The 22,307-nt window shown below is 42.9% G+C and carries 16 protein-coding genes and 2 pseudogenes; 8 read left to right on the forward strand and 10 right to left on the reverse strand.

The features are described 5' to 3' along the window. The 7 genes and pseudogenes from V7K25_RS20940 to V7K25_RS20970 all read right to left on the reverse strand — a co-directional run. A pseudogene (locus tag V7K25_RS20940) lies at positions 1-396 on the reverse strand (hypothetical protein); the annotation flags it as partial. A 12-nt stretch (positions 397-408) separates the two neighbouring features. Continuing rightward, on the reverse strand, positions 409-1,866 hold the full coding sequence (locus V7K25_RS20945) for a tyrosine-type recombinase/integrase (RefSeq protein WP_335160386.1): 1,458 nt from the start codon (positions 1,864-1,866) through the stop codon (positions 409-411). Continuing rightward, positions 1,863-3,035: a tyrosine-type recombinase/integrase gene (locus V7K25_RS20950; RefSeq protein WP_335160387.1), complete on the reverse strand. Its 1,173-nt coding sequence runs from the start codon at positions 3,033-3,035 to the stop codon at positions 1,863-1,865. The genes V7K25_RS20945 and V7K25_RS20950 overlap by 4 nt, the downstream gene beginning before the upstream one ends. A gap of 105 nt (positions 3,036-3,140) precedes the next feature. Continuing rightward, positions 3,141-4,055, reverse strand: a pseudogene (locus V7K25_RS20955) (YifB family Mg chelatase-like AAA ATPase); the annotation flags it as partial. Positions 4,056-4,202: 147 nt separating this feature from the next. Further along, the gene (locus tag V7K25_RS20960; RefSeq protein WP_335160388.1) at positions 4,203-4,907 is read right to left on the reverse strand and encodes a DevA family ABC transporter ATP-binding protein; all 705 of its coding nucleotides are present in this window, start codon (positions 4,905-4,907) and stop codon (positions 4,203-4,205) included. Between the two features lie 95 nt (positions 4,908-5,002). After that, complete coding sequence (devC, locus tag V7K25_RS20965) at positions 5,003-6,178, reverse strand: ABC transporter permease DevC (RefSeq protein WP_335160389.1); 1,176 nt, start codon at positions 6,176-6,178, stop codon at positions 5,003-5,005. After that, complete coding sequence (locus V7K25_RS20970) at positions 6,175-7,485, reverse strand: HlyD family efflux transporter periplasmic adaptor subunit (protein WP_335160390.1); 1,311 nt, start codon at positions 7,483-7,485, stop codon at positions 6,175-6,177. Before V7K25_RS20970 ends, devC begins: the two co-directional genes overlap by 4 nt. A 135-nt stretch (positions 7,486-7,620) precedes the next feature. Here V7K25_RS20970 and V7K25_RS20975 point away from each other — a divergent pair, with 135 nt between their 5' ends. From V7K25_RS20975 to V7K25_RS20985, 3 genes are all read left to right on the forward strand, one after another. Continuing rightward, a complete protein-coding gene (locus V7K25_RS20975) occupies positions 7,621-7,980 on the forward strand; it encodes a hypothetical protein (protein ID WP_335160391.1) in 360 nt (119 codons plus the stop codon). A gap of 3 nt (positions 7,981-7,983) precedes the next feature. Beyond that, positions 7,984-8,598, forward strand: coding sequence for a TetR/AcrR family transcriptional regulator (locus V7K25_RS20980; RefSeq protein WP_335160392.1), 615 nt, complete (start codon positions 7,984-7,986; stop codon positions 8,596-8,598). A 148-nt stretch (positions 8,599-8,746) separates the two neighbouring features. Next, on the forward strand, positions 8,747-8,962 hold the full coding sequence (locus V7K25_RS20985; RefSeq protein WP_335160393.1) for a hypothetical protein: 216 nt from the start codon (positions 8,747-8,749) through the stop codon (positions 8,960-8,962). On the opposite strand, the gene infC is transcribed toward V7K25_RS20985, so the two are convergent. Continuing rightward, the gene (gene infC / locus V7K25_RS20990; protein ID WP_100899045.1) at positions 8,959-9,447 is read right to left on the reverse strand and encodes a translation initiation factor IF-3; all 489 of its coding nucleotides are present in this window, start codon (positions 9,445-9,447) and stop codon (positions 8,959-8,961) included. The genes V7K25_RS20985 and infC overlap by 4 nt on opposite strands. A 237-nt stretch (positions 9,448-9,684) precedes the next feature. Between infC and V7K25_RS20995 the strand changes: the two genes are divergently transcribed. Further along, positions 9,685-11,028: a DEAD/DEAH box helicase gene (locus tag V7K25_RS20995; RefSeq protein WP_335160394.1), complete on the forward strand. Its 1,344-nt coding sequence runs from the start codon at positions 9,685-9,687 to the stop codon at positions 11,026-11,028. Between the two features lie 178 nt (positions 11,029-11,206). Here the strand turns inward: V7K25_RS20995 and dnaG are convergent, their stop codons facing one another. Continuing rightward, entirely contained in the window at positions 11,207-13,156 is a 1,950-nt protein-coding gene (dnaG, locus tag V7K25_RS21000) for a DNA primase (RefSeq protein WP_335160395.1), read from the reverse strand. Between the two features lie 258 nt (positions 13,157-13,414). On the opposite strand from dnaG, the gene tftA reads away from it, so the two are divergent. Together tftA and V7K25_RS21010 are read left to right on the forward strand one after the other, a co-directional pair. Next, positions 13,415-14,767, forward strand: coding sequence for a hormogonium tapered terminus morphoprotein TftA (gene tftA, locus V7K25_RS21005; RefSeq protein WP_335160396.1), 1,353 nt, complete (start codon positions 13,415-13,417; stop codon positions 14,765-14,767). A 111-nt stretch (positions 14,768-14,878) separates the two neighbouring features. Next, positions 14,879-17,476, forward strand: a complete 2,598-nt coding sequence (locus V7K25_RS21010; RefSeq protein ID WP_335160397.1) for a BsuBI/PstI family type II restriction endonuclease — start codon at positions 14,879-14,881, stop codon at positions 17,474-17,476. A gap of 108 nt (positions 17,477-17,584) precedes the next feature. Here the strand turns inward: V7K25_RS21010 and V7K25_RS21015 are convergent, their stop codons facing one another. Continuing rightward, positions 17,585-19,429 carry a tetratricopeptide repeat protein gene (locus V7K25_RS21015; RefSeq protein ID WP_335160398.1) on the reverse strand — a complete coding sequence of 615 codons (1,845 nt, stop codon included), beginning with the start codon at positions 19,427-19,429 and terminating at the stop codon, positions 17,585-17,587. A gap of 327 nt (positions 19,430-19,756) precedes the next feature. Between V7K25_RS21015 and V7K25_RS21020 the strand changes: the two genes are divergently transcribed. Both V7K25_RS21020 and V7K25_RS21025 read left to right on the forward strand, forming a co-directional pair. Continuing rightward, positions 19,757-20,497 carry an RNA methyltransferase gene (locus V7K25_RS21020; RefSeq protein ID WP_335160399.1) on the forward strand — a complete coding sequence of 247 codons (741 nt, stop codon included), beginning with the start codon at positions 19,757-19,759 and terminating at the stop codon, positions 20,495-20,497. 174 nt (positions 20,498-20,671) lie between these two features. Then, positions 20,672-22,243, forward strand: a complete 1,572-nt coding sequence (locus tag V7K25_RS21025; protein WP_335160400.1) for a serine hydrolase — start codon at positions 20,672-20,674, stop codon at positions 22,241-22,243. Positions 22,244-22,307: the final 64 nt, after the last annotated feature.

The raw sequence follows: 22,307 nt of genomic DNA on the forward strand, positions 1-22,307 counted from the left end.
ATATTTACGTTCTCTAGGGCTTCCATGTTTAATAGTTTCAGAACTCTCGCAGTATGGACAATTTACACCCGCAGGTTGAGCTTGAGTTTTCTTACGGCCCAAAGTAAAGCTCTTGCGACATTTCTTACATAAGCATTTTTGGACAATTCCATGTTTGCGTTCTGTAGGGCTTCCATGTTTAATAGTTTCAGAACTCTCGCAGTATGGACAATTTACACCCGCAGGTTGAGCTTGAGTTTTCTTACTGCCCAAAGTAAAGCTCTTGCGACATTTCTTACATAAGCATGGCTGGACAATTCCATGTTTGCGTTCTTGAAGTCTTTGTTTTTTAATAGTTTTAGAACTATCACAGTATGGGCAATTTACACCCGCAGGTTGAGCTTTTCTTTGACTCATTATGTATTTATTTTACTGTTGCAAGCTAACAATGATAGGGTTGAGAATATTGATGAATTGACGAGCGCTGTTAGCGCGACGACTGTCTGATTGATTGTTCTCCAGACATTTATCCAATAACTGTTGGTTCGCCTGTTTTATCTCTATTAATTTAAGTAAATGCTCCTGTGAAAAACGAATATGTTCGCAACCTAAACATACATATTCATACTGGCATTCTTTAAATTTAATTTCAGATCGAGTACAAAGTCCTAGTTCCACCTGTCTAGCTGTCCATTCTTCACGAATGAATTCACTATCTTGGTCTGTGGAATAAATAGCAGTCCGTTCTCCATCTTTGTTTACTAGCACTCTCTCTATACGCTTTTCCTGCTGTTGTGGTGAAACGTGAACATAGGAATCCTGCATATCAGGATTAGTATGTCGTAACCCATGCTGAATTAAATCTGGGCGTTTACCCATACGATCAGCTACTGTTGCATAAGTGCGTCGAAACATATGAGTCGTTACATACGCCAGTTTGCCATCATTAGTACGAATATCGTTTTCTTTAATAAGCGATTTTAGTAGCTGATTAAGTTTTTTATCTATTTTTATAATTTGCTCTTGATGGTATTTAAAAGTGAGTGGCCAACCTTTACAACCTTTACTGTTAAACCCTGGTCTACGGCTTCTCCAGTTGGGAAACAACCACGGGAATGTGTCCCCAAAATGCTCCCGGACAAATGCCTGTTGTTGATGCACTAGCGGTATCAATTCTTCAGGTATGTCTTGCTCTTGTTCTATGTCATTTTGTTTGCCTGTACACAGACGGATTCGGTGTATCTCCTTGCGTGTCCTTAAGCAATCCAAAGGAATTTTAGCAAGTTCTATACTTCTAGTTCCCAACGCCTCATGTAACTTGAAGATGAGATACATAGGTTTATCTAGTTGTCCCAAAGCTAGATCAATTTTATGTTTAACCTCCTCTGGGATAATGTTAGGAGATTTCGCTTGTTTATCAGATCGCGAACCCCATTGAATTTTAAACTGAATACAACCTAGTTCATTTAGTACAGAAAGGAATCCTAAAACAGCACCTTTATTAACTTCGGTTACACTTTGTGCCCACTTTTGCACAACTTGATCATTTAAGACAGATAGTGTGACATACCCGTGATTAACCAACCAAACACTAAATTTATTCACTGCACTAATAATAGTACCTAGCCTAGCTAGGCTCCATCGTCGGTTTCCGACCGCAATAAGTGCTGCCAGCTTAAGTAAATCTTTCAACCACTCCAGAGTAATTCTCTGAAAATTTATAGTATTACGTCCGCTTATGTGTGCCTGTTCTCTCAGTAGAGGTAAGTCCTGCTCTATATTCCAGATATCTCGTTGCAACTTTACATCAGTGATATATGTAGATGCTATATTTCCAGGATCAGAAAGTATTTCAAACAGTTGTGCCTCTTGTAATGCTAGGGTCATTTTCCTTCCGTTATACGTTCCATTTCATTCAACATTTCAGCCTCGTCAAAGGAATGCTCGTAAATATCTAAGGTTGTAGCGATTGACTTATGCCCCAATTGTCGTTGTACACTCTTTGCTGTCTTCTCTTGATCTTGCCCTTTTTCCCTTCCCTTACGAATGTTGTGAGTTGCAAAGGTGTGCCTGAACAAGTGCGGATATACCCTTGTTATGTCGATATCTGTTTTTTGATGAAGTCGTTTTAGCAACTTGTTTAGATTTTGCGGTTCTAATGGTTTACCGTAACTGGGTGAACCTTTATGTAAGACGACGAAAACCATGTCATGTCCTAAATTTTTGACCACATCATGGGGATAATCGATATCAGAGTATTTACTAAGGATTTTGCAAAACTCTCGATTTGTCATAAGTCCAGCTAAAGAAAGTTCGCGTTCCCGACCTTTAGCATAAGCATGATTAATATTGTCTCGCCGTACTATCTTTAGTGTTCGAGCATTCCAATCTATATCAGTCCAATGAAGCCCCAGTAGTTCACCTTTTCGCATGCCAGTATCAGCTAAGAGCCAAAGGATTAGCTTGTCTCGATCTTGGTAACAGGCATTAATTAGGGTACGCACTTGATCAGAGTTTAGACACCCAGGAAACTTTTGTGGCTCCTTGTATTTCACCAATTTGACTTTAACAAGTGACTCCTTTCTATAGCCTGCAAACATCCCAATTCGTTTCTGTCTATAGAGTTTACGATATTCCCACAGATACTTGTTATCGATAGTTCCATTACTAATGTGAAAATCATAGAATTGCACCACAGCAGTCAATGCTAGGTTCGCTGTAGATTCGTTACGTGGAGATAAGATATCTTCTGAGTTAGGAGAGGCAAACTTTTCCTCAAGCAGCAGCCCACCAGTTAAATACCAGTAGCCGAACTCAGCCATTTTCTCTTGATTAAAGTCTTGCCAGTTAAGCATTTTTATGTCTAGATATTTCCAGAAATCTTTGAGCTTTTCTGCGTATGTCTTAATTGTTCCGACAGCAGAACCGCCTAATTGCTTAAACCGCAGAAACCGCTCAACAGGCTTAATAACCTGATAATTATCATCCACCAGATGCCACCGAACTAATTCTTTACCGTGCGGTAGGCATTGTACTGACTCCAGAACTTTAGCCACTATGAATACTGTGAATAGGATGAATAACTTACTTGAAAGCAAGTTTACACGATTAGTGGTGATGTTGTTGTTGTTTTTTTGAATAGATAGTTAATGTATATAAAACAGGAACAGCACACCCCTGTGAGATAATGAGATTTCCCCAGGACGAGGAAAGCTACCACCACCAACGAGAGAAGGCCCGGATGCTGAGTGGTGAGGACTGCGAAAAGGGCGATCGCGTACCAAGGAACCGCGATTTTTCAATAAACCAGCCACCGAATGGATCCGAGTCACTTCTAAAGATTCGGTAAAACTTAGGGGCGGCAAAATTCCTGGTAAGCGCCGTGCTAACATGGTTTTTCCACTACCAGGCGGACCGACAAAAATTAGATTATGCCCACCAGCCGCCGCAATTTCTAAAGCACGACGCCCATGAGCTTGTCCTTTCACATCATGTAAATCTGTGCCAGGGTAAGATACTGTTGCTATTTCTGTTGTACGATCAATTTGCACAGGTTTGTAACGCCCCGGATTATTTAAAAAATCCACCACATCAGACAGATGTTTGCAGCCGTAAACAGCTAAGTCTTGAACCACTGCTGCTTCTTGGGCATTATCAGCAGGGATTACTAAACCTGCAATTCCCATCTTTTGGGCTGCTGCTGCGATCGGCAAAACACCAGCCACCGGACGCAAACTGCCATCTAGAGAGACTTCGCCCAAGAATAGATAATCCCCTAACAAATCAGCGCTAACTTGCTCAGAAGCCGCCAAAATTCCCACACTAATAGGCAAATCGAAACAGGGACCTTCTTTCCGTAAATCTGCCGGAGTTAAATTGATTACAATTTTTCGCATGGGAAAGGCGAAACCTGCATTCTTCAGCGTTGCTTTAACTCTTTCTCGTGATTCTTGAATCGCTGAATCTGGCAGTCCCAAGACAACAATTCCCGGTAATCCCCCTGACACATCGACTTCTACGCCGACTTTTACGGCATCGATGCCCACAATTGATGCACTCCAAACTCTGGCAAGCATTGATTATATAACAGTAAACCTTTCAAATCTCTAGCAGATGATTCGCTACATTGGCATTAGTGAAATTACAGAGGCTATTTTTGAGCAAAATAATCAAACACCGTTTTCTGCCTGTTTTCTTAATAAAAAATCTTGAGGAGAACCAACTTAACCGGCTGCAACAACAGCAGTGTCATTTATTAACTTGCCATCTTCCATGTAGACGATGCGATCGGCAATATCTAGAATGCGATTGTCATGAGTAACTAAAAGAATAGTACAATGCTGTTCTTTGGCTAGGGTCTGCATGAGGTTGACCACATCTCGTCCCGATTTACTGTCAAGGGCGGCGGTGGGTTCATCCGCTAAGACAATTTTAGGACGACCGACCAAGGCACGAGCGATCGCAACTCTTTGTTTTTGTCCCCCAGATAAATCATCAGGATAATAATTCAGGCGATGCCCTAATCCTACCTCCTCTAACATTTGGGCTGACCGGGTTTTCATTTCTGCCGGGGAAATATTATTATGTACTTCCAACCCCATTCTGACGTTCTGGAGTACTGTCAGGCTACCGTGCAAGTTGTGCGCTTGGAAAATATAACCGTTATTGCGTCGCGCTTGGGTAAGTTGTGCTTTGTTAGCGCTACACAGTTCTTGTTCCAATATCTGCAAACTGCCGGATTGAGCAGAACGCAAGCCGCCGACTAAAGTGAGAAGTGTAGTTTTACCAGAACCAGAAGGCCCAGTCATAATAATAATTTCGCCAGCGTTAATATCGAGGTTGATATCAAAAAGAACTTGCTTGCGAAGTTGACCATGACCAAAATAGTGGTCGAGATTTTTAACAGAGATGACGGGTTTGCTAGTCATAAATAGCTCGATTACTCGTGATAATTGTCATTTGTCCGCAGTCATTAGTCCTTTTGAGTAACAAATGACAAATGATTAATGACAAAGGACTAATTTCAAAACATATCTGCGGGATCGGCTGACTGTAATTTACGGGTGGCGATCGCACCAGAAATTACACACATAATCATAGTCAGAGTTAATACCGTCAAAGCTCGTGCTACGGTCATATAAAGTGGTAAATTGGTAGCATTACGAGTTAAATGATAAAGTCCTAAAGGTGCGATCGCTCCTGGAATAAAGCCTAAAACTGCCAAAATTATTGCCTCTTCAAACACCACACCTAATAAGTAAAGATTGTTATATCCCATTGCTTTGAAAGTCGCATATTCTTTTATATGGGAATTCACATCTGTAGAAAGAACTTGATAGACGATAATCACGCCTACCATAAACCCCATTGCTACACCCAGGCTGAAGATAAAGCCGATAGCAGTATTTGTTTTCCAGTAATTTATTTCAAATTCGATAAATTCTGCTTTGGTTAAAACTTTAACATCATTATCTAAATAAGCTTCTAAAGCTGTTTTCATCTGTTTTGGGTCGTAGCCTGGTTGTAGTTGTATTAAACCTAGACTGACACCGCTAGCTTCTCGTCTGGGAAATAGTCGCAGAAAGTTCTGGTCGTTGGTGATTAAAGTACCATCGGCTATGAAGGAAGCTCCGACTGAAAATAAGCCGCTAATGGTAATTGTCCGGCGTTCTATTTCGGTTGTGACAGTTTTACCTTGGTCAATTTTAGCGATCGCATCATTGTAATCTCCTCTAGAGGCGCGATCGAACAAAACGGTATCTGGTAGCTTAAGAGCATCTAGCTGGCGATTCACATCCGCTAAGTTAAACACTTGCCGATCGGGATTGAACCCCATAACTAATATTGTCGTCTTCTGATGTGTTTGGGGATTTTTCCAATCAACAATGTTAATATACATTCCTTCTGCCGACTTTACACCTGGTACATCCATTGCTTGATACAGCCGTCGCCGCGTAAAGCTAGACATATTTGCTAGGTTACGTGCTTGGGGACTGATGACAAACATATCAGCCTGCATACTGCGATGCAGGATTGTATTACTTTCAAACAGGGCAGTCTGAAACCCTAGCTGCATGAACATCAGAACATCGGCAAAGGCAATACCTGACAATGCTACTAAAAGACGGCCTTTTTCATGACTTAGTTGCAGCCATCCTAAAGGCGTTCGCCGCCGCAGTTGCTGGATAAATCCAATCACAGTTCAATTACCGCCTTGACTTGCAAATTAGTTAAGCTAGAAGCATTTTGGCTAGATAGTTTATTCAGTTGCACATGCACTTCCACTACTCTGGCATCAATATTGCTAGAGGGATCAGCGTTGATCAGATTTTGCCGCTTTACCTGCATACCAATCCAATCCACTCTTCCCTCTAATTCATGGTGTAGGGAATCACTACTTACCCGCACATCCTGTCCCGGACGCACTTTCTTGATATCACTTTGGTATACTTCTACTACTGCATACATCTGGTCGGTTTGGCCTAGAGCCACAATTCCTTCATTGCCAACAGTTTCTCCGGCTCGTGTATTAATCTCCAAAATTCGACCGACTTTAGGAGCCACAACATAAGCCTGCGCCAGTTGTACTCTAATTTTATCTGCCGTGGCTTGAGCGCTGTCTACCTCTGCTTGTGCGTTTGCTATATCTGTTGGACGGACTTCAGCAGTTTGATTCAAGTTAGCTTTTGCTTCGTTAATCTGCTGTTGCAAGCTGGCGAGGGTTTGATCTTGGTTGGCTTTTGCTTCCTTAAGTTGCTGTTGTAGGGTAGCTACAGTTCTTGTCTGGGTGGCTTGGCTTTCAATTAACGCTTGAGTGGAAGTTTCGGCATTTAAGCGTCTGCTATCAACTTCCTGGCTAGAAATTGCTCCTGCTTTATATAAAGCCTCGTAGCGCTGCACGTCAACTTCGGCATTACGTCTCTCGGCTGCGACGCGAGCCACTGTTGCTTGCAAGCTGCGTTGTTGCCCAAGGAGTTCTGCTTCTATACGATTAATTGTGGCTTGCTGAGTTTTAATATTTCCTTCTAGTTCTACTTGCAAACGATTCACCGTAGCTTGACGCGCTCCAATTTCTCCTTGTTTGGCTCCAGCTTTTACCTGGTTAAGGCGAGATTTGGCAACTTGAACTTGTTTTTGTGCTTCAATCAAACTAGCTTGTAGGCGATCGCGATTGTCCATAACCGCAACTACCTGCCCTGCTGTGACGCGATCGCCTTCTTTCACCAATAGTTGCTCTACCCGATTTCCTTCACCAGTTGTAGAAGGCGCTGACAGTTTTATTACCTCTCCCTTTGGTTCCAACCGCCCTAATGCTGTTACTGTTTTTACTACAGGCTGAACTGCTACTGGGATTTTTTGTTTCTCATTAGCTATAGTCTGGAACTTCATCACAGCATAAACACTGATTCCGCCTATTGCTAGAGCTGTAATTATTGCAAGTAGAACAGGCGATCGCACAAGATTCTGAGAAGACCTTAAACCCTCTGAATTCCTGTTTTGCTCCATACTATTTTTCCCTTACCACCAGTAGCAACTTGTACTAAACTGTCCAGTTCAATTCATGCTAAACTAAACTGACTAGTTTAGTCAATATGATACAACTAAACTTGTCAATCAATTTACTCGGCATTATGCAGCAGAATGCTATTCCTGCCCCCTGCCTCCTTCAAGGAAGGATATATTAGGGACTTCCAACTAAAAAAATATCCCATCGCATTTAGGGCAGGGGAGCAGGGGGCAGGGAGCAGGGGGAAAAACAGTAGTGTTGAGTCCAGAAATTGGGATAATTTATTTTTTGGAGTTCCCTTGGACCTCTTGCATAAATCAAAAAAAAAGAACCCCACCCCGCCAAAGCTACGCTTTGTCTCCCCTCCCGAAAAGCGGGGAGGGGTTGGGGGTGGGGTGTTAGGGACTTTTGCAAGAGGTCTATTTATTTTCGCCATTTTGGACTGGGGCATTTTCCAGCATCTATTAATATTGTTTATAAGAAAGGATGATTAATACATGGTACGCATCAAAGCTGACGAAGTTGATCGAGACAATTCCGTTGATAAAGTGGAGCAAATTCTGCAAGGGGCAATGCAAGAATTCCTTCAACATGGCTATGCTGGCACAAGTATGGATCGGGTAGCAGTAGCAGCAGGTGTTTCTAAAGCGACAGTCTACAGCCACTTTCAAGATAAAGAAGGACTTTTTAAAGTACTGTTAGAGCAACTGGCAAGCAAAAAGAACAGCTCCATTTTTGGCACAGAACCTATTGAGGGAGAACCAGCCGCCATACTGCACCAGGTAGCAACCAAAGCATTAGAGCAGATGCTTAACGACAAAGAACATAGTGCATTTATGCGAGTACTAATCGGAGAATCTGGGCGTTTTCCTGAGTTAGCTCAAATTTGTGTTCAGGCGATGATTAAGCCAGTAGCAGAAACTCTGACTCAGTACTTTGCGGCTCCTGAACTAAAGATACCTGACCCAGAGGCAACAGCGAGAATTCTCATAGGAGCATTGGTGCATTTTCATATCACTCAAAATGTGATGCATGGAGAGGACATTATACCAATGGAAAGCGATCGCCTGATTGATGCCTTGACACACCTAATCAATAAATGCGCCGATTAGATTAGCTATTTCCCGGTACTTGTTCGGTCAATATGTGAAGCGCATTAGAGAAATCTAAAAGCCGCACCTTTAAATGTCAGTGCGGCTTGCAGAAATAAATATTTGTACAAAGGATCTGAAATGTTTCTATGCCCCAGTACTTGGGGTTATGGCATCCCTCACTGGTTTAAGGTTCCATATTCATCTCCAGTGTAGCTCTGTGCAAGTGCTAGTGGATGCACAGCGAAAAAATCCCCTTGCTACCTTTAGTGGGGATAATCTCAATGTTTTTTCCATAGAAGCTACAGTGTTGCCTGCCTCCAGCTTTTTTCGTTCCTTACAAGCTGTTACAAATATATCCTCTAGCGATCGCAAGATTAACTAGGCAGGAATCACTTGAACAACTAGTGCGCGTTTATCCAACGACTGGATTTTACCTACTTGACTGAGATCATTTGCAATTCGGTCTAGCAGTTCTCCTGCTTTGTCACGATATTGATGTTCTCGGCCTCGTAAACGGATGGCAAACTTGACTGAATCGCCTTTACTCAACCACTCACCTGCTTGTTGGATGCGTAAATTGTAATCAGCTACGCCCACGTTTAGACCAAATCGAACTTCTTTTACCGTGGGTCTAGCACTCTGGCTCTGACGTTTTTTCTTTTGATACTGAAGCTTGCCATAATTAAGAATCTTGGCTATTGGAGCCTCTTTGCCTTGGGAGACTACAACTAAGTCAAGCTCTAAGCTCTCGGCTAGCTGTAGCGCCTCATTGGTGTCGATCAGACCACGATTGTTATTCTCATGGTCAATCAAGAAGACGCTAGGTGACTTGATTTGTGAATTAATCAGTTGCTTTTGGATTGCGATAACGAATTTCTCCTAATTGTTCAACACTTTACATTCCAAGTAATGCTAATTTAACACAACGCTGAATTAGAGCAACTGTTAACCACACAATGGACTACAATCTGTTAAAATGTGGAATTGCGGCACTCGCTCTTCAGTCTTTGCGCTATTGCCCATCAGCTTTTCAACGCTTTTTAATCCGTCCGCCTAAGACTGACGCCGCCATTGGCGACAGGCCGATGTTATTTTTGGAGTTTTATGTCTTTTTCTACTCTCGGCTTGTCCAATGAAATTATCCGTGCGGTTACCGAACGCGGGTACACCGAACCCACGCCAATTCAGATACAGGCGATTCCTGCCGTCTTGTCGGGTAGGGATTTGCTAGCTGGGGCACAAACTGGTACTGGAAAGACCGCTAGTTTTACCCTACCACTTCTGCATCGGTTGTCGTCTGACAAGAGCATCAAAGGTACATATAAGGGATACCCGCCGATCCGGGCGCTGATTCTCACCCCGACTCGTGAACTCGCTGCACAGGTGGAAGAAAGCGTGCGCGAATATGGTAAGTACTTGCAGCTAAACTCGATGGTGATGTTCGGCGGAGTCGGTATTAATCTGCAAAAACAGCGTTTGAAGAACCGAGTAGATATTCTAGTCGCTACTCCAGGGCGACTGTTAGACCATGTACAGCAAGGGACGCTGAACCTGTCGCATATTGAGGTTTTGGTTCTGGATGAAGCAGATCGGATGCTGGACATGGGCTTTATTCATGATATCCGCCGCATTCTCTCACTCCTGCCCAAACAGCGACAAAATTTGCTATTTTTCGCTACTTTCTCGGACAAAATTAAGGCACTCGCCGCCGGGCTGCTTAATAACCCGACGATGATTGAGGTAGCACGCCGCAACGTTACCGCCGAGACGATCGCTCAAAAAATTTACCACGTAGACCGTGACAAGAAACGTCAATTACTTGCTCACCTGATTCGCCGAGATAATTGGTATCAAGTGCTAGTATTCACCCGCACTAAGTACGGCGCTGACCGTTTGGTTAAGCAGTTGGGCGAAGACCGCATTCAAGCACTGGCCATCCACGGGAATAAGAGCCAGCCGGTGCGGACTAATGCTCTGGCAAAGTTCAAGAATGGCAGCTTACAGGTATTGGTGGCGACAGATATTGCTGCTAGGGGTCTTGATATCAGCGAACTGCCTCATGTAGTTAACTTCGATCTACCCAATGTACCGGAGGATTATGTTCATCGCATTGGGCGCACTGGCCGCGCCGGCGCGTCAGGTGAAGCGGTATCGCTGGTGTCAGTCGATGAATACCCTCTATTGAAAGATATCGAAAAACTGATTGAGCAGCGCTTGCCAAGGGAAGTAGTGGCTGGTTTTGCGCTCAACCCCGATACCAACCCCGAACCAATCCCAAATGGACGGCAACACAGAGCCAAACCCGAACGCGATCAGCGTCCGGCTCGGACTCCTAAACCTTTACCACAGACATCGGGTAAACGTAAGGCAGCGCCACCGGCTACGAATGGCGATAAGCCTGGTGCACGTTCGTCGGCATCGCGCCGTTCTGCTAAACGCGATCGCTGATCTTTGTTAAGTGTTTAAATGGAAAACCTCTCTCCTAAGAGGAGAGAGGCTTTGAATTTTCTCCCCATTCCCTTGTAGGGAATGGGACTAGGGGGTTAGGTTTCGCTCTGTTCTTTTCTACATAAGGTGAATGAAAAGTCATTTCTAATCAAGAGTTAGGTTGGGGGTAAGGGCGAGGCTATAACAACTCGGTGATGGAAAATAACCGTTGTCGGTCTATCTTTTGAAGCTTGATTTTTTCGGCGTAGAAAGCCTGATAATAAGATTGATACCGCTCTGGTTCAGCTTCGGGATCGGTTTGTTGCCATAGTTCCAAAAAGTGGCGATAGCGTTTTTCAAGCATCACTAAATCCATGCAAGCGATCGCAGCTTGAACTACTTGCGGAGTCCGAAGTATTTCTTTCTGATTTTTTTCATCCACATGAAATAAATGGGAAATTAACCCCATCTCGCTGCCAAATTCTAAAAACTGGTCTTGCAGGCGGGAAATTAAATCTGGTGGAGATGCAAAATTTTTTGTTTCTCCATCAACGGATGAAATTTCTAATATCTGTTGCCATAAAAATCGGTGGTGGGAAAGACTAAATTGCAAATCTCGCTCCTCTAGTTCGTCAATAATCACTTGACGCTGTTCGGGACAATGCAAGTAAATTCGCAGCAATAACGCCTCTGCATGTTCTAAAAGGCTGCGTTCTGTGGGGAGTGGAGAGTGGGAAACTTTGTTACCCCCACCCCCCCATGCTTTTTTCGCTGACACAGGTTTAGAGTATGTAGCCGGAGGAGGAGCAATTTGAGTTAACAGATTTTCGACTCGTAGGGGTATAAGTCTGGTATCTCCTAAGCTGAGTATTTCTGCACAGTAGGAAACGTAATAGTTGCGTGTATCGCTGTTAACTATATTTTTAAGTAATTTGACTAATTGCTGAGTTACTTGCTGAAAATCAGTAGCCTGTTTTAAATCGCGGTCTTGAATAATTTGCTGAATCTGCCAGTCTAACCAAAGTGGCGCATTTTTTAGCAGTTCTCCATAATCTTCTGGGGTGTGGCTATGCAAGTATTCATCAGCATCTTTACCATCGGGTAAATTGAGAATTTTTAGCTGAACTTCGCCTTTGTATGCTAGTTCGGCAATTTCACCGATCGCCCGTTCGGCGGCATTGGTTCCGGCTTTATCAGCATCAAAGTTGAGTACTAATTGTTTCGATTCGGTGTAGCGTAATATTAACCGGACTTGTTCTAAGCTTAAGGCTGTACCAAGTGAGGCGATGGCGTTATTAATACCAACAGCGTGGAGAGCGATCGCATCAAAATATCCCTCTACCACCACGGCTTGATCGAGTTGAGAAATCCCACCTTTGGCTTGATCGAGGGCAAATAATGTTTTGCCTTTACTAAAAAGCTCCGTTTCTGGTGAATTCAGATATTTAGGTTGCTCATCAGTCAGGGTTCTACCACCAAAGGCAATGACGCGCCCTTGAACATCACGGATGGGAATCATCAAGCGATCGCGGAATACATCATAATAACCGCCTCCTTCCCGCCGTGGCTTAATCAATCCTGCTTTTTCTAGTATTTGTACTGGGTAATGTTTATCTTCCACTAGATAACGGTAGAGAGTTTCCCAACCTGCGGGGGCATAACCTAAACCAAATTGCTGTATTGTTTCTTCTTTGAATTGGCGGTTAGATTGCAAATATTGAAGTGCCTGTTGCCCTTGTGATTGTCTGAGGGCGTGTTGATAAAATTGTGCTGAGGAAGCCAGAACTTCATATAACTGCTCACGCAAAGATAGCTGACGCTGTAATTCTTGACGTTGTTCGGGTTCTAGCGTTTGCACAGGTACTTGGTAACGCCGTGCTAAATCCAACACCACATCAGCAAAAGAACGTTTTCCCAATTCCATGACAAACTTAATGGCATTTCCTCCGGCTTGACAGCCGAAGCAATAGTACATTTGCTTAGTCTGGCTGACGGTGAAACTGGGGGATTTCTCATCGTGGAAGGGGCACAAACCGACGAAATCTTTCCCACGTTTGCGTAAGACTACGTATTCCGAGACGACATCTACAATATCAGCCCGTAGTTTAACTTCCTCAATTGTATCTGGGTGCAGGCGGGGGATTTGCATATTTAGTCATTAGTCATTGGTCATGGGTCATTAGTCATGGGTCATTAGTCATTTGTCATTAGGCATTGGGCATTAATCAATAATTCTTCTTCTCCTGCCTCCCCTGCTCCCTCATCCCCACTCCCTGGACATTAACTTTGGAGAAATAACAAAGGATAAATGACTTTAGACTTCTGATGGCTATTATATTCTTGTTGTTAGATTAAGAATGATTTATATAATTGCTTACACTTAATTTTATCAGAGGAAATACTTAAAATGGGGCGTATTTTTATTTCGGCGGCTCACGGAGGCAAAGAAGCTAGAGGGATAGATCCAGGTGCGATCGCAGGTGGTACAACTGAAGCTAAAGAAATGATTCTGCTGCGAGATTTGATTGTCACCGAATTGAGAGCGCGGAATGTAGAAATTTTGGCGGTTCCTGATGACTTGAGTGCCGCCCAAACCATCACCTGGATCAATTCTCGTGGTCGCCGGGGTGATGTCGCCCTAGAAATTGAATCTAATGCCGCTAACAGCCCTTCTGTGCGTGGGGCTGGCGTTTTCTATATTGCTAATAATAGCGATCGCAAGAGTAATGCTGAACAATTGCTAGTGGGATTGTTGCGCCGTGTACCCCAATTGCCGAATCGGGGAGTCAAGCCAGATACAGATAGTGGATTGGGTAGTTTAGCATTCTGTCGCCAGACAACCCTTCCAGCTTTGATGATGCAAGTAGCGTTTCTGAGCAATCCAGAGGATCGGGCTTTGCTGCAAAGTCGTCGCCGCGATTTTGCTTTGGGAATTGTCGATGGATTGGTGACTTGGAGTCGTATAATTGACCCCACTCCTGGAACTCCAGCCGAAGCAAATTATCCGCCAATTAATATTAATATTAATGGACAAAGTTATACAGAGCAAGGTGTTTTAGTTAATGGTAATGCTTACATCCCCATTGATTTAGTAGACCTTCTCCGAATTGACCTTTCCAAAGCAGCTAATGTCAATCGGATTACCTATCACAAAATAGTTTATGTCAAAGCGATCGAACTGCGAGATTTTAATGTTGCAGTCACTTGGGATGCTGCGACGCGTACTGTTACCTTACGCTCGAATTTGGCAGTTTGCCCTGGTCAATTTTCGCGGGTGATGTCGAACGGTAATACTTCCGAAGTCCAGTTACAATTATTTCTGAGAAACAATAATGAAAATGCTTTAGTAAGCTTTCCTGACATCCCAAAACTTTATCGAGAAGAAGCAGGTATAGAGGGAGTGAACTATGATATTGCCTTTTGTCAAATGTGTGTAGAAACTGGATTTTTACGGTTTGGTGGTGATGTTAAACCTGAGCAAAATAATTTTGCAGGCTTAGGTGCAATCGGTGGTGGTTCGGAGGCTGCATCTTTTCCAAGTGCCAGAATTGGAGTCAGGGCGCATATCCAACATTTGAAAGCTTACGCCAGTTTAGAACCTTTGGTACAGGAAGTAGTAGATCCGAGGTTTCGCTTTGTCACACGCGGGATTGCGCCATTAATCGATCAGCTATCAGGGCGGTGGTCAGCAGATTTGGATTATAGTACGAAGATTTCAGCAATGCTTAAACGATTATATGAATCAGCAGGACTTCTTTAAATCAGGAAAGGAAAATTACTCAGGTTCTGCACTGTGCGATCGCAAACGTGGTCTGCTTCAGCTAAAAATGCTGTAAAGTTGTAAACTTGATAGCAATTAAGAATACAGACCGTGATCCTCCCATCAAGCAGTAGAGCGTTAGCAAGTCATAACAGTAGTTTAGAGTTTACCAGCCTCGCAAAACTATCAAGTGGAAACTTGCTTGCAGAAGTGGATCTGCGTCGGGCTGTAGTAAGTTTAAAGCTAAGGCAAGAAAAAAAAGCGTCGATGGGTCAGTTTCTGACTCCCGCTTCAGTAGCCCAATTGATGGCTGGGATGTTTAATAGGTTGGATTTGCCTGAAATATCCTTGCTTGATGCTGGAGCCGGAATTGGTTCATTAATAGCCGCTTTTGTGATACAAGTATGCCAGCAGCAAAAATCCACGTCAAGTTTGCGCGTTGTAGCTTATGAAATTGACCCTTTTTTAATTCGATATTTGCATCAGACTCTAGAGCTATGTGAGAAAGAATGCGAACATGTAGGTATTTCCTTAAATTACGAAATTCGTGAGACTGATTTTATTGAAGATGCAGTCAGGCTGCAAAAGCTTGGTTTACTGAATAGTGCGATGCCTACGGCGGTAAACTACGCAACAGAATTTACTCATGCTATTCTCAACCCGCCTTATTTGAAAATCAATGCCAATTCCAAGGTGCGCGAATTGCTGCGTTCAATCGGTTTGGAAACTAGCAATCTTTATACTGGTTTTATGGCTGCTACAACGCAACTTCTAAAACCAGGTGGGGAGTTTGTAGCAATTACCCCGCGCAGTTTTTGTAATGGGCCATATTTCCGTAACTTCCGCAAGATGTTTTTAGAGATGATGGCTTTAGAGCAAGTACATCTTTTTGAGTCACGGCAAGAAGCATTTAGTGATGATGATGTTTTGCAAGAAACTATCATTATCCAAGCTACAAAACAAAGGCAAAAATCTAGCAGCGTCATCGTAAATACTAGCTCTGGTGCTAATGATGACTTGATAATGTCACACTCTGTACCATATACAGCCCTAGTTCACCCCGATGATCTAGAGCAGTTTATTCATATTATTCCAGATAATCTTAGCCAGCAAATAGTTCAAAAAATAGCACTTTTAAGCTGTAACTTGAGCGATTTAGGAATAACAGTTTCAACTGGACGGGTAGTAGATTTCCGAGCAAAACCTTATCTAAGAAAAATTTTAGAAAAAAATACTGTTCCATTAATTTATCCGGTGAATTTATCAAATGGATATCTAGATTATCCAAAAATAACTAAAAAGCCTCAAGCAATAGTCTGTATACAAGAAACAACAAATATTCTAATACCAAATGAGCATTATGTCTTATGCAAAAGATTTTCATCGAAAGAAGAGAAAAGGCGTGTTGTTGCAGTGGTTTATGATGCCAACCAATTTAATTATGCCTATGTCGGCTTTGAAAATCACTTGAATTACTTTCACAAAGATGGGCGTGGACTTAGCCTTACTTTGGCTCGTGGGCTTGCTGTTTATCTCAATTCAACCCTAGTTGATGCTTTTTTTCGGTTGTTCAATGGGCATACTCAGGTCAATGCAACAGATTTGCGAAAATTAAAGTACCCTAATTTGTCACAACTATTGTCTTTAGGAACGGGATTTAAAGAGCAGTTTCCTTCTTTGCAAGAAATTGATGAACTTATAGAAAATAAGCTACTGAGTATGTCAAATCTGTCAGAGAATAATCCAATTGCAATTAAGTCTCGAATTGATGAAGTGTTGCAAATATTGACACAAATGGGCTTTCCACGGGCACAGCTTAACGAACGATCTGCTTTAACTCTCCTGGCCTTGCTTGACTTAAAACCGACAGACTCTTGGGAATTAGCAACTTCCCCTTTAATGGGAATTACGCCGATGATGAACTTTATGGCTCAACATTATGGCAAAACCTATAAGCCCAATACAAGGGAAACAGTTCGCCGACAGACAGTACATCAATTTCTGGATGCAGCTTTGATAGTTGCTAATCCAGATGATTTAAGTCGTCCTATCAATAGTCCTAAAACTGTATATCAAATCGAGAGAAGTGCGCTCGAATTATTACGAACCTACGGTACTGACGAATGGGATAAGAGCATTTGCACCTACCTGGCTTCAGTTGAAACTTTGAAAAAGCAATATGCTCAAGAACGTGAAATGTCTCGTATTCCCATAGTAATTAATGGAAAAATTAAAACTTTATCGCCAGGTGGTCAGAATATTCTGATTGAAAAAATTATTAATGATTTTGCCCCCCGTTTTACTCCTGGTGGAAAACTCATCTATGTTGGGGATGCAGATGAAAAATTTGGCCACTTTGATGAAACAGCATTAGCAGATTTGGGCATTAATATTGATTTCCACGGCAAAATGCCAGATGTGATTATTCACTTCACAACAAATAACTGGTTGGTGTTGATTGAAGCTGTAACTTCACATGGCCCAATTAATCCTAAACGTAAGAAGGAACTTGAAGCCTTATTCAGATATGTCCAAATACCTCTGGTGATGGTAACAACATTTCTCAACCGTAAGGCAATGGTGGGATATCTGGCAGAGATTGCTTGGGAAACAGATGTTTGGGTTGCCGATGATTCAACTCACCTGATTCATTTCAATGGTGAATATCTATTGCAGGCTTACCAAACAGATAAGAAGCAAACTTCGTGAATATACGAAAATAGGCTTGGTGTTAGTGATATTTTGCCCCGGAAGATCCCCCCAACCCCCCTTAAAAAGGGGGGCTTAATTGCCTCCTTTTTTTAACGAATTACTTTTTTACATATCTTGTTTATATTCTTCTAACAATTGCGGAATGTGATCGTACCCATCTACACCGATAACTGCAATCATTTTCGGGCGATGTTGCTGTAAGAACTTTTGGAAAGCTTCTGCCCCTATTTGTCCTTGTAAAATTGTTAGCAACCCTGCTGGTTGACGCCACTCACGAGAAGCAATTTGCTCCAAAAGATACATCCCCAAGCAGCCTGTGTAAACAGTTTTTTCAGAGTTTTGTAGATGATAATAAGCTTCTGCTAAATAAGCTAAGTTACGTCCTTGGAGATACAAATCACCGGAAAATTGCGCTGTTTTAAAGCCATCTTCAAGATATTTAATTGCACTTTGGTGTTCTCCAATTACTAGATAGGCAATTCCTAAGCTGCTAACACATAAGGCTTTACTTTGAATATCGCCTAATTGTTCTGATAATTTTAAACCTTGTTCCAAATAGTTAATTGCAGCTTCATAGGTTTCTGGTTCTAAGTTTTCCAGTTCTTGAGCCTGCATGACTTCGCTGTAACCTAAATTTACCAGCGCGTTTGCTTCTCCTGTTTTATCACCTGCTTGCCGACTCAGTATCAATGCTCGTTGACTGTTGTTAATTGCCTCAGCATAATTTTGCTGTTGCACGTATGTGCGGCTGAGGTGGTTGAGATTGGCAATTTCACAGGCGCGATCGCCTGCATTTCTGGCTATCTCTAATGCCTGCTGATGAAAATCAATAGAGCGCTGGTATTGTCCTAAAGCACGCTGAGAATATCCTAAAAGTGTCAAAATCCGTGCCTTTTCTTGCGTTCCCTCGCCTCGTCGCAATGGTTCATCCAAATAATCTAAGGCATCTCGCAAATAAGTGCCTGTAAAAGAGGCAAAAATCCCGCCGTAAAAGGGAAAATACGGACGCTGGGCAAAGGTTCGCAAAATCTGGAGCATGATTTGAGAACAAGCATCGCTATATACTGTCCCAATGCTCCTAAAACCACTTGCTAACTGACTCCAAATCACTGCAAAGGTCAAAAATGTGGAAATGGACAACTTTGGCCCGGCCTTAATATCGTAAGCTTGTTGGTCAAACCAGCTAATTAGTCCCCGTTGCAAGTACTGTAAAATCAATGCCATTTCCACCCAATCTCTAAGGGTGATTCCCCGTTGTCGCTCGGCAAACTCTATTGCAGATTCTTCCATAGCTAAGGTGCGAAGCAATGCTTGGGGTAATTCACTGTTGAGTTGTTTCGCCCAACTTGCCCAAGGGCCACGTTCTCCCGGTACACCGCCAAATCCCAAAGATTCTTTTTGCTCGTACATCCAACTGAGCAAGTTGTCTTGCAATCGCTGCCAAGAAGCTAAACCACGGGTAATTCCTTCGGAAAACTGTTGTAAATCAGCATCTGCCTGGGCAAATTGCTGTAATGCTTTTGATAATTGCTGTAGCTGTTGCAAATTTAGCGGATATTTCTGATTGGGATCAGTAACCCGTAAAAATACCGCTAGACGCTCGTCAGCAGGAGCTGTAGTGATTTCTGTAACTGCGGAGGCGATCGCTTCTGTGGTTTTGTTTTGCTCTTGCCACCGTTGCCATTGACTTTGAATGGTCTTAATGGCTCTCAAACTGCGAGTAGCCTTAGCTTTTTTGAGTTCGTCTTTTTCATTATCGACTTGATTTTGGAGAGCATTCAAGCGATCGCTCAAAGCTAGCTCAAAGACTTCCCCTGTCCCGGAAGTAATTCCTTTAAGCAGCATTTGGTACACCATCTCAACAGAGCTAATTTTGCCCTTGAGGGTGGTTTCGACAATTTCATCAATTAAGGCAAGATAGCGATCGCGCAATGGCAAAGAGTCTGGCACTTTAGCTACTAGAGAACGTCCATTCTAATTCTAGTCTGAGTTTGACTGAGTGGATTAGACGCTTGTATAGCTTGGGAGCAAGGGGTAGGCAATGTCTTGCGAGTGTGAATCGGTTCAAGTTGTTATTCATTTTCGTGGTTTTTGACCTTTTTTATCTCTTTGTGAGAAATCCGGGTTAGTTTTAAAAGAGGTAATTGTTCATCACACCTGCCGTAGGCATTTACCTGCAAAGTTTAGAATGATGTCAAGGAAACTTTTTAGCAGAACATAGACAATGCTGAGAATTGGCCTAAAAATATCATTTGGTGCGATCGCAGGAGGCAAAAAATGGGCTTGGCTGGATTAAGAATTGTGTTGGTAGAGCCAGCTGGGCCGATAAATATCGGAGCGATCGCCAGGGTAATGAAAAATTTCGGGCTATATAATTTAGTATTAGTGAACCCCCAATGCGATCCGTTATCAACGGAAGCTTTGATGATGGCTGTTCATGCTCAGGAAATTATCGAATCTGCGGTATTAGTGCCGACCTTACCAGAAGCATTGCATGGATGTGTACGAGCGATCGCTACCACTGGTCGCGTTCGCAGTTGGGAAACACCCTTAGAAAACCCCCGCACTGCACTACCCTGGTTACTAGAGGAACCAGAAAAACCCGCAGCACTGATTTTTGGCAGGGAAGACCGGGGATTAAGCAATGAAGAATTAAATTATGCACAAAGGTTTGTTGGTATTCCCACGAGTCCAGATTATGTAGCCCTAAACTTGGCTACCGCCGTAGCAATTTGCTGTTATGAATTGTCACAATGTACCCAGCAACCTGACAATAAAACCTTAACCCAAACTGAACTCGCCCCTTTAGATGTTGTGGAAGGATATTATCAGCAATTAGAATCATTATTATTAAAAATTGGTTATGTATATCCCCATACGGCAGCTAGTCGGATGGAAAAATTCCGCCAACTATATAATCGCGCTCATCTGAAAACAGGAGAAGTCTATATGCTGCGAGGGATTTTGCAGCAGGTAGAATGGGCACTTAAAAATCAGAGGGATGGTGAAAACTTGTAATTATTTGTTTAATATAAACGCAATTACCCCCCCAAATATTTAATATGGCTTAAACTAAACACAAAAATGCTACTTAGTGGCAAAGTGCAATTTGAGTATTAATATTTGCTTAAAGATTAAGTTTTGGGTTAGGAGTCTGCAAGAAAACAGCCAAGTGGGTCACAAGGAGTAACTGTGCCAGAGTCAAGTGACGAACTAACAGCTTTCTCGCGGCGTCAACCCTTGAATCGCCGCCAGCCGCCACAAAAAGTTCAAAAAGTGGTAAAGAAGAAAGTTAAAGCAGTTAAAGCTAACAGCCAGCAGCAAGCTGCCAATGGACGAGAAGCGGCGCTACGCCCAAAAAATCCGATCAGTCCTCCCCCAATCCCTAGTGCTACACGCAGGGTAAAATCGGGGTTAGTCATGCCAACGGCAGTAAAACCAATACCTAGTGTGAAGGGGAAAATTCCTCCCTTTCGACCAGGTGCTGTGATGGTGAAAACAGTGCGGATGGAAAAGCCAAAAAGAGGCCTGCGTTCATCGCGGAAGACGCGGTTAAAGCCAATGGCCAAAACCTTGTTATATATTGTGCGGTTGTTGATTGTGGGTGTTGGCATGGGTGCAATTGTTGGCACAGCATTGTCAGTATTAGACCCGGCTAATCGCATTAGCACAACTTCTGCGCCGCAATCTAATAATAGTGTGGTGCGATCGCAACCACAACCTACCCAAACTCCCCCAACTGCACCTTCGAGCTTATACCTATCCCAAGAAATTATTTCCTTAAAAAATTCCGTGCAAAATTTGGCGGCGACCAACCCAAATCTTAGACCTGGAGTTTTCTTAGTAGATTTAGATACTGGTAATTATGTAGATATCAATGGCTCTACCAGTTTTCCGGCGGCTAGCACAATTAAAGTGCCGATTCTAATTGCCTTTTTCCAGGATGTAGACGCGGGTAAAATTCGCCTGGATGAAATGCTGACCATGCAACAGGATATGATTGCTGGCGGTTCTGGAAATCTGCAATACAAACCAGCCGGAACCCAGTATGCCGCTCTGGAAGTCGTCACTAAAATGATTACAATCAGCGACAACACAGCGACAAATATGCTGATTGCGCGACTGGGAGGGATGGATGCCTTAAACCAGCGTTTCCGGGACTGGGGATTGACAACCACAACAATTCGTAATCAACTGCCAGATTTGCAAGGGACAAACACCACTAGTCCCAAAGAATTGGGGAATTTAATGGCGATTGTGAGTCAGGGAAATTTAGTGAGTATGCCATCACGCGATTTAATGCTCGATATCTTGCGTCGCACTCAGAGAGACACTCTGCTACCATCGGGTTTGGGAACAGGCGCGAGAGCATACCACAAAACGGGCGATATTAGTACTATGCTGGCAGATGCAGGTTTAATTGTTGTTCCAACTGGCAAGCGCTACATAGCCTCTGTTATGGTACAACGCCCCAATAATGACCCTCGCGCCGAAAAATTGATTAGCTCAATTTCTGGTGCTGCCTACCAAGAATTTAGCAAAAATGCTGTTACACCCAATAATACCACAAGCAATATACCTGCAAATGGTTATCAGCCCCCTGTTATGAATCCTGCTTTGCCCAACGGTACGACAGGCACTGTACCCATGAGCATTTATCAGCCTCCTATTGTGAATCCTGTACCTAACGGTATGGGAGGCACTGTACCGCCAAACGGTTATCAATCTCCAGTTATGAATCCTCAGTATTATCCCCCAAGATAATTTGGGAATTTGGTATTATTTTTATGGTTTTTGAAATAATCATAAATTTATACAAGTCATAAAT

The sequence above is a fragment of the Nostoc sp. genome, assembly GCF_036919495.1.
GTDB lineage: Bacteria > Cyanobacteriota > Cyanobacteriia > Cyanobacteriales > Nostocaceae > Nostoc.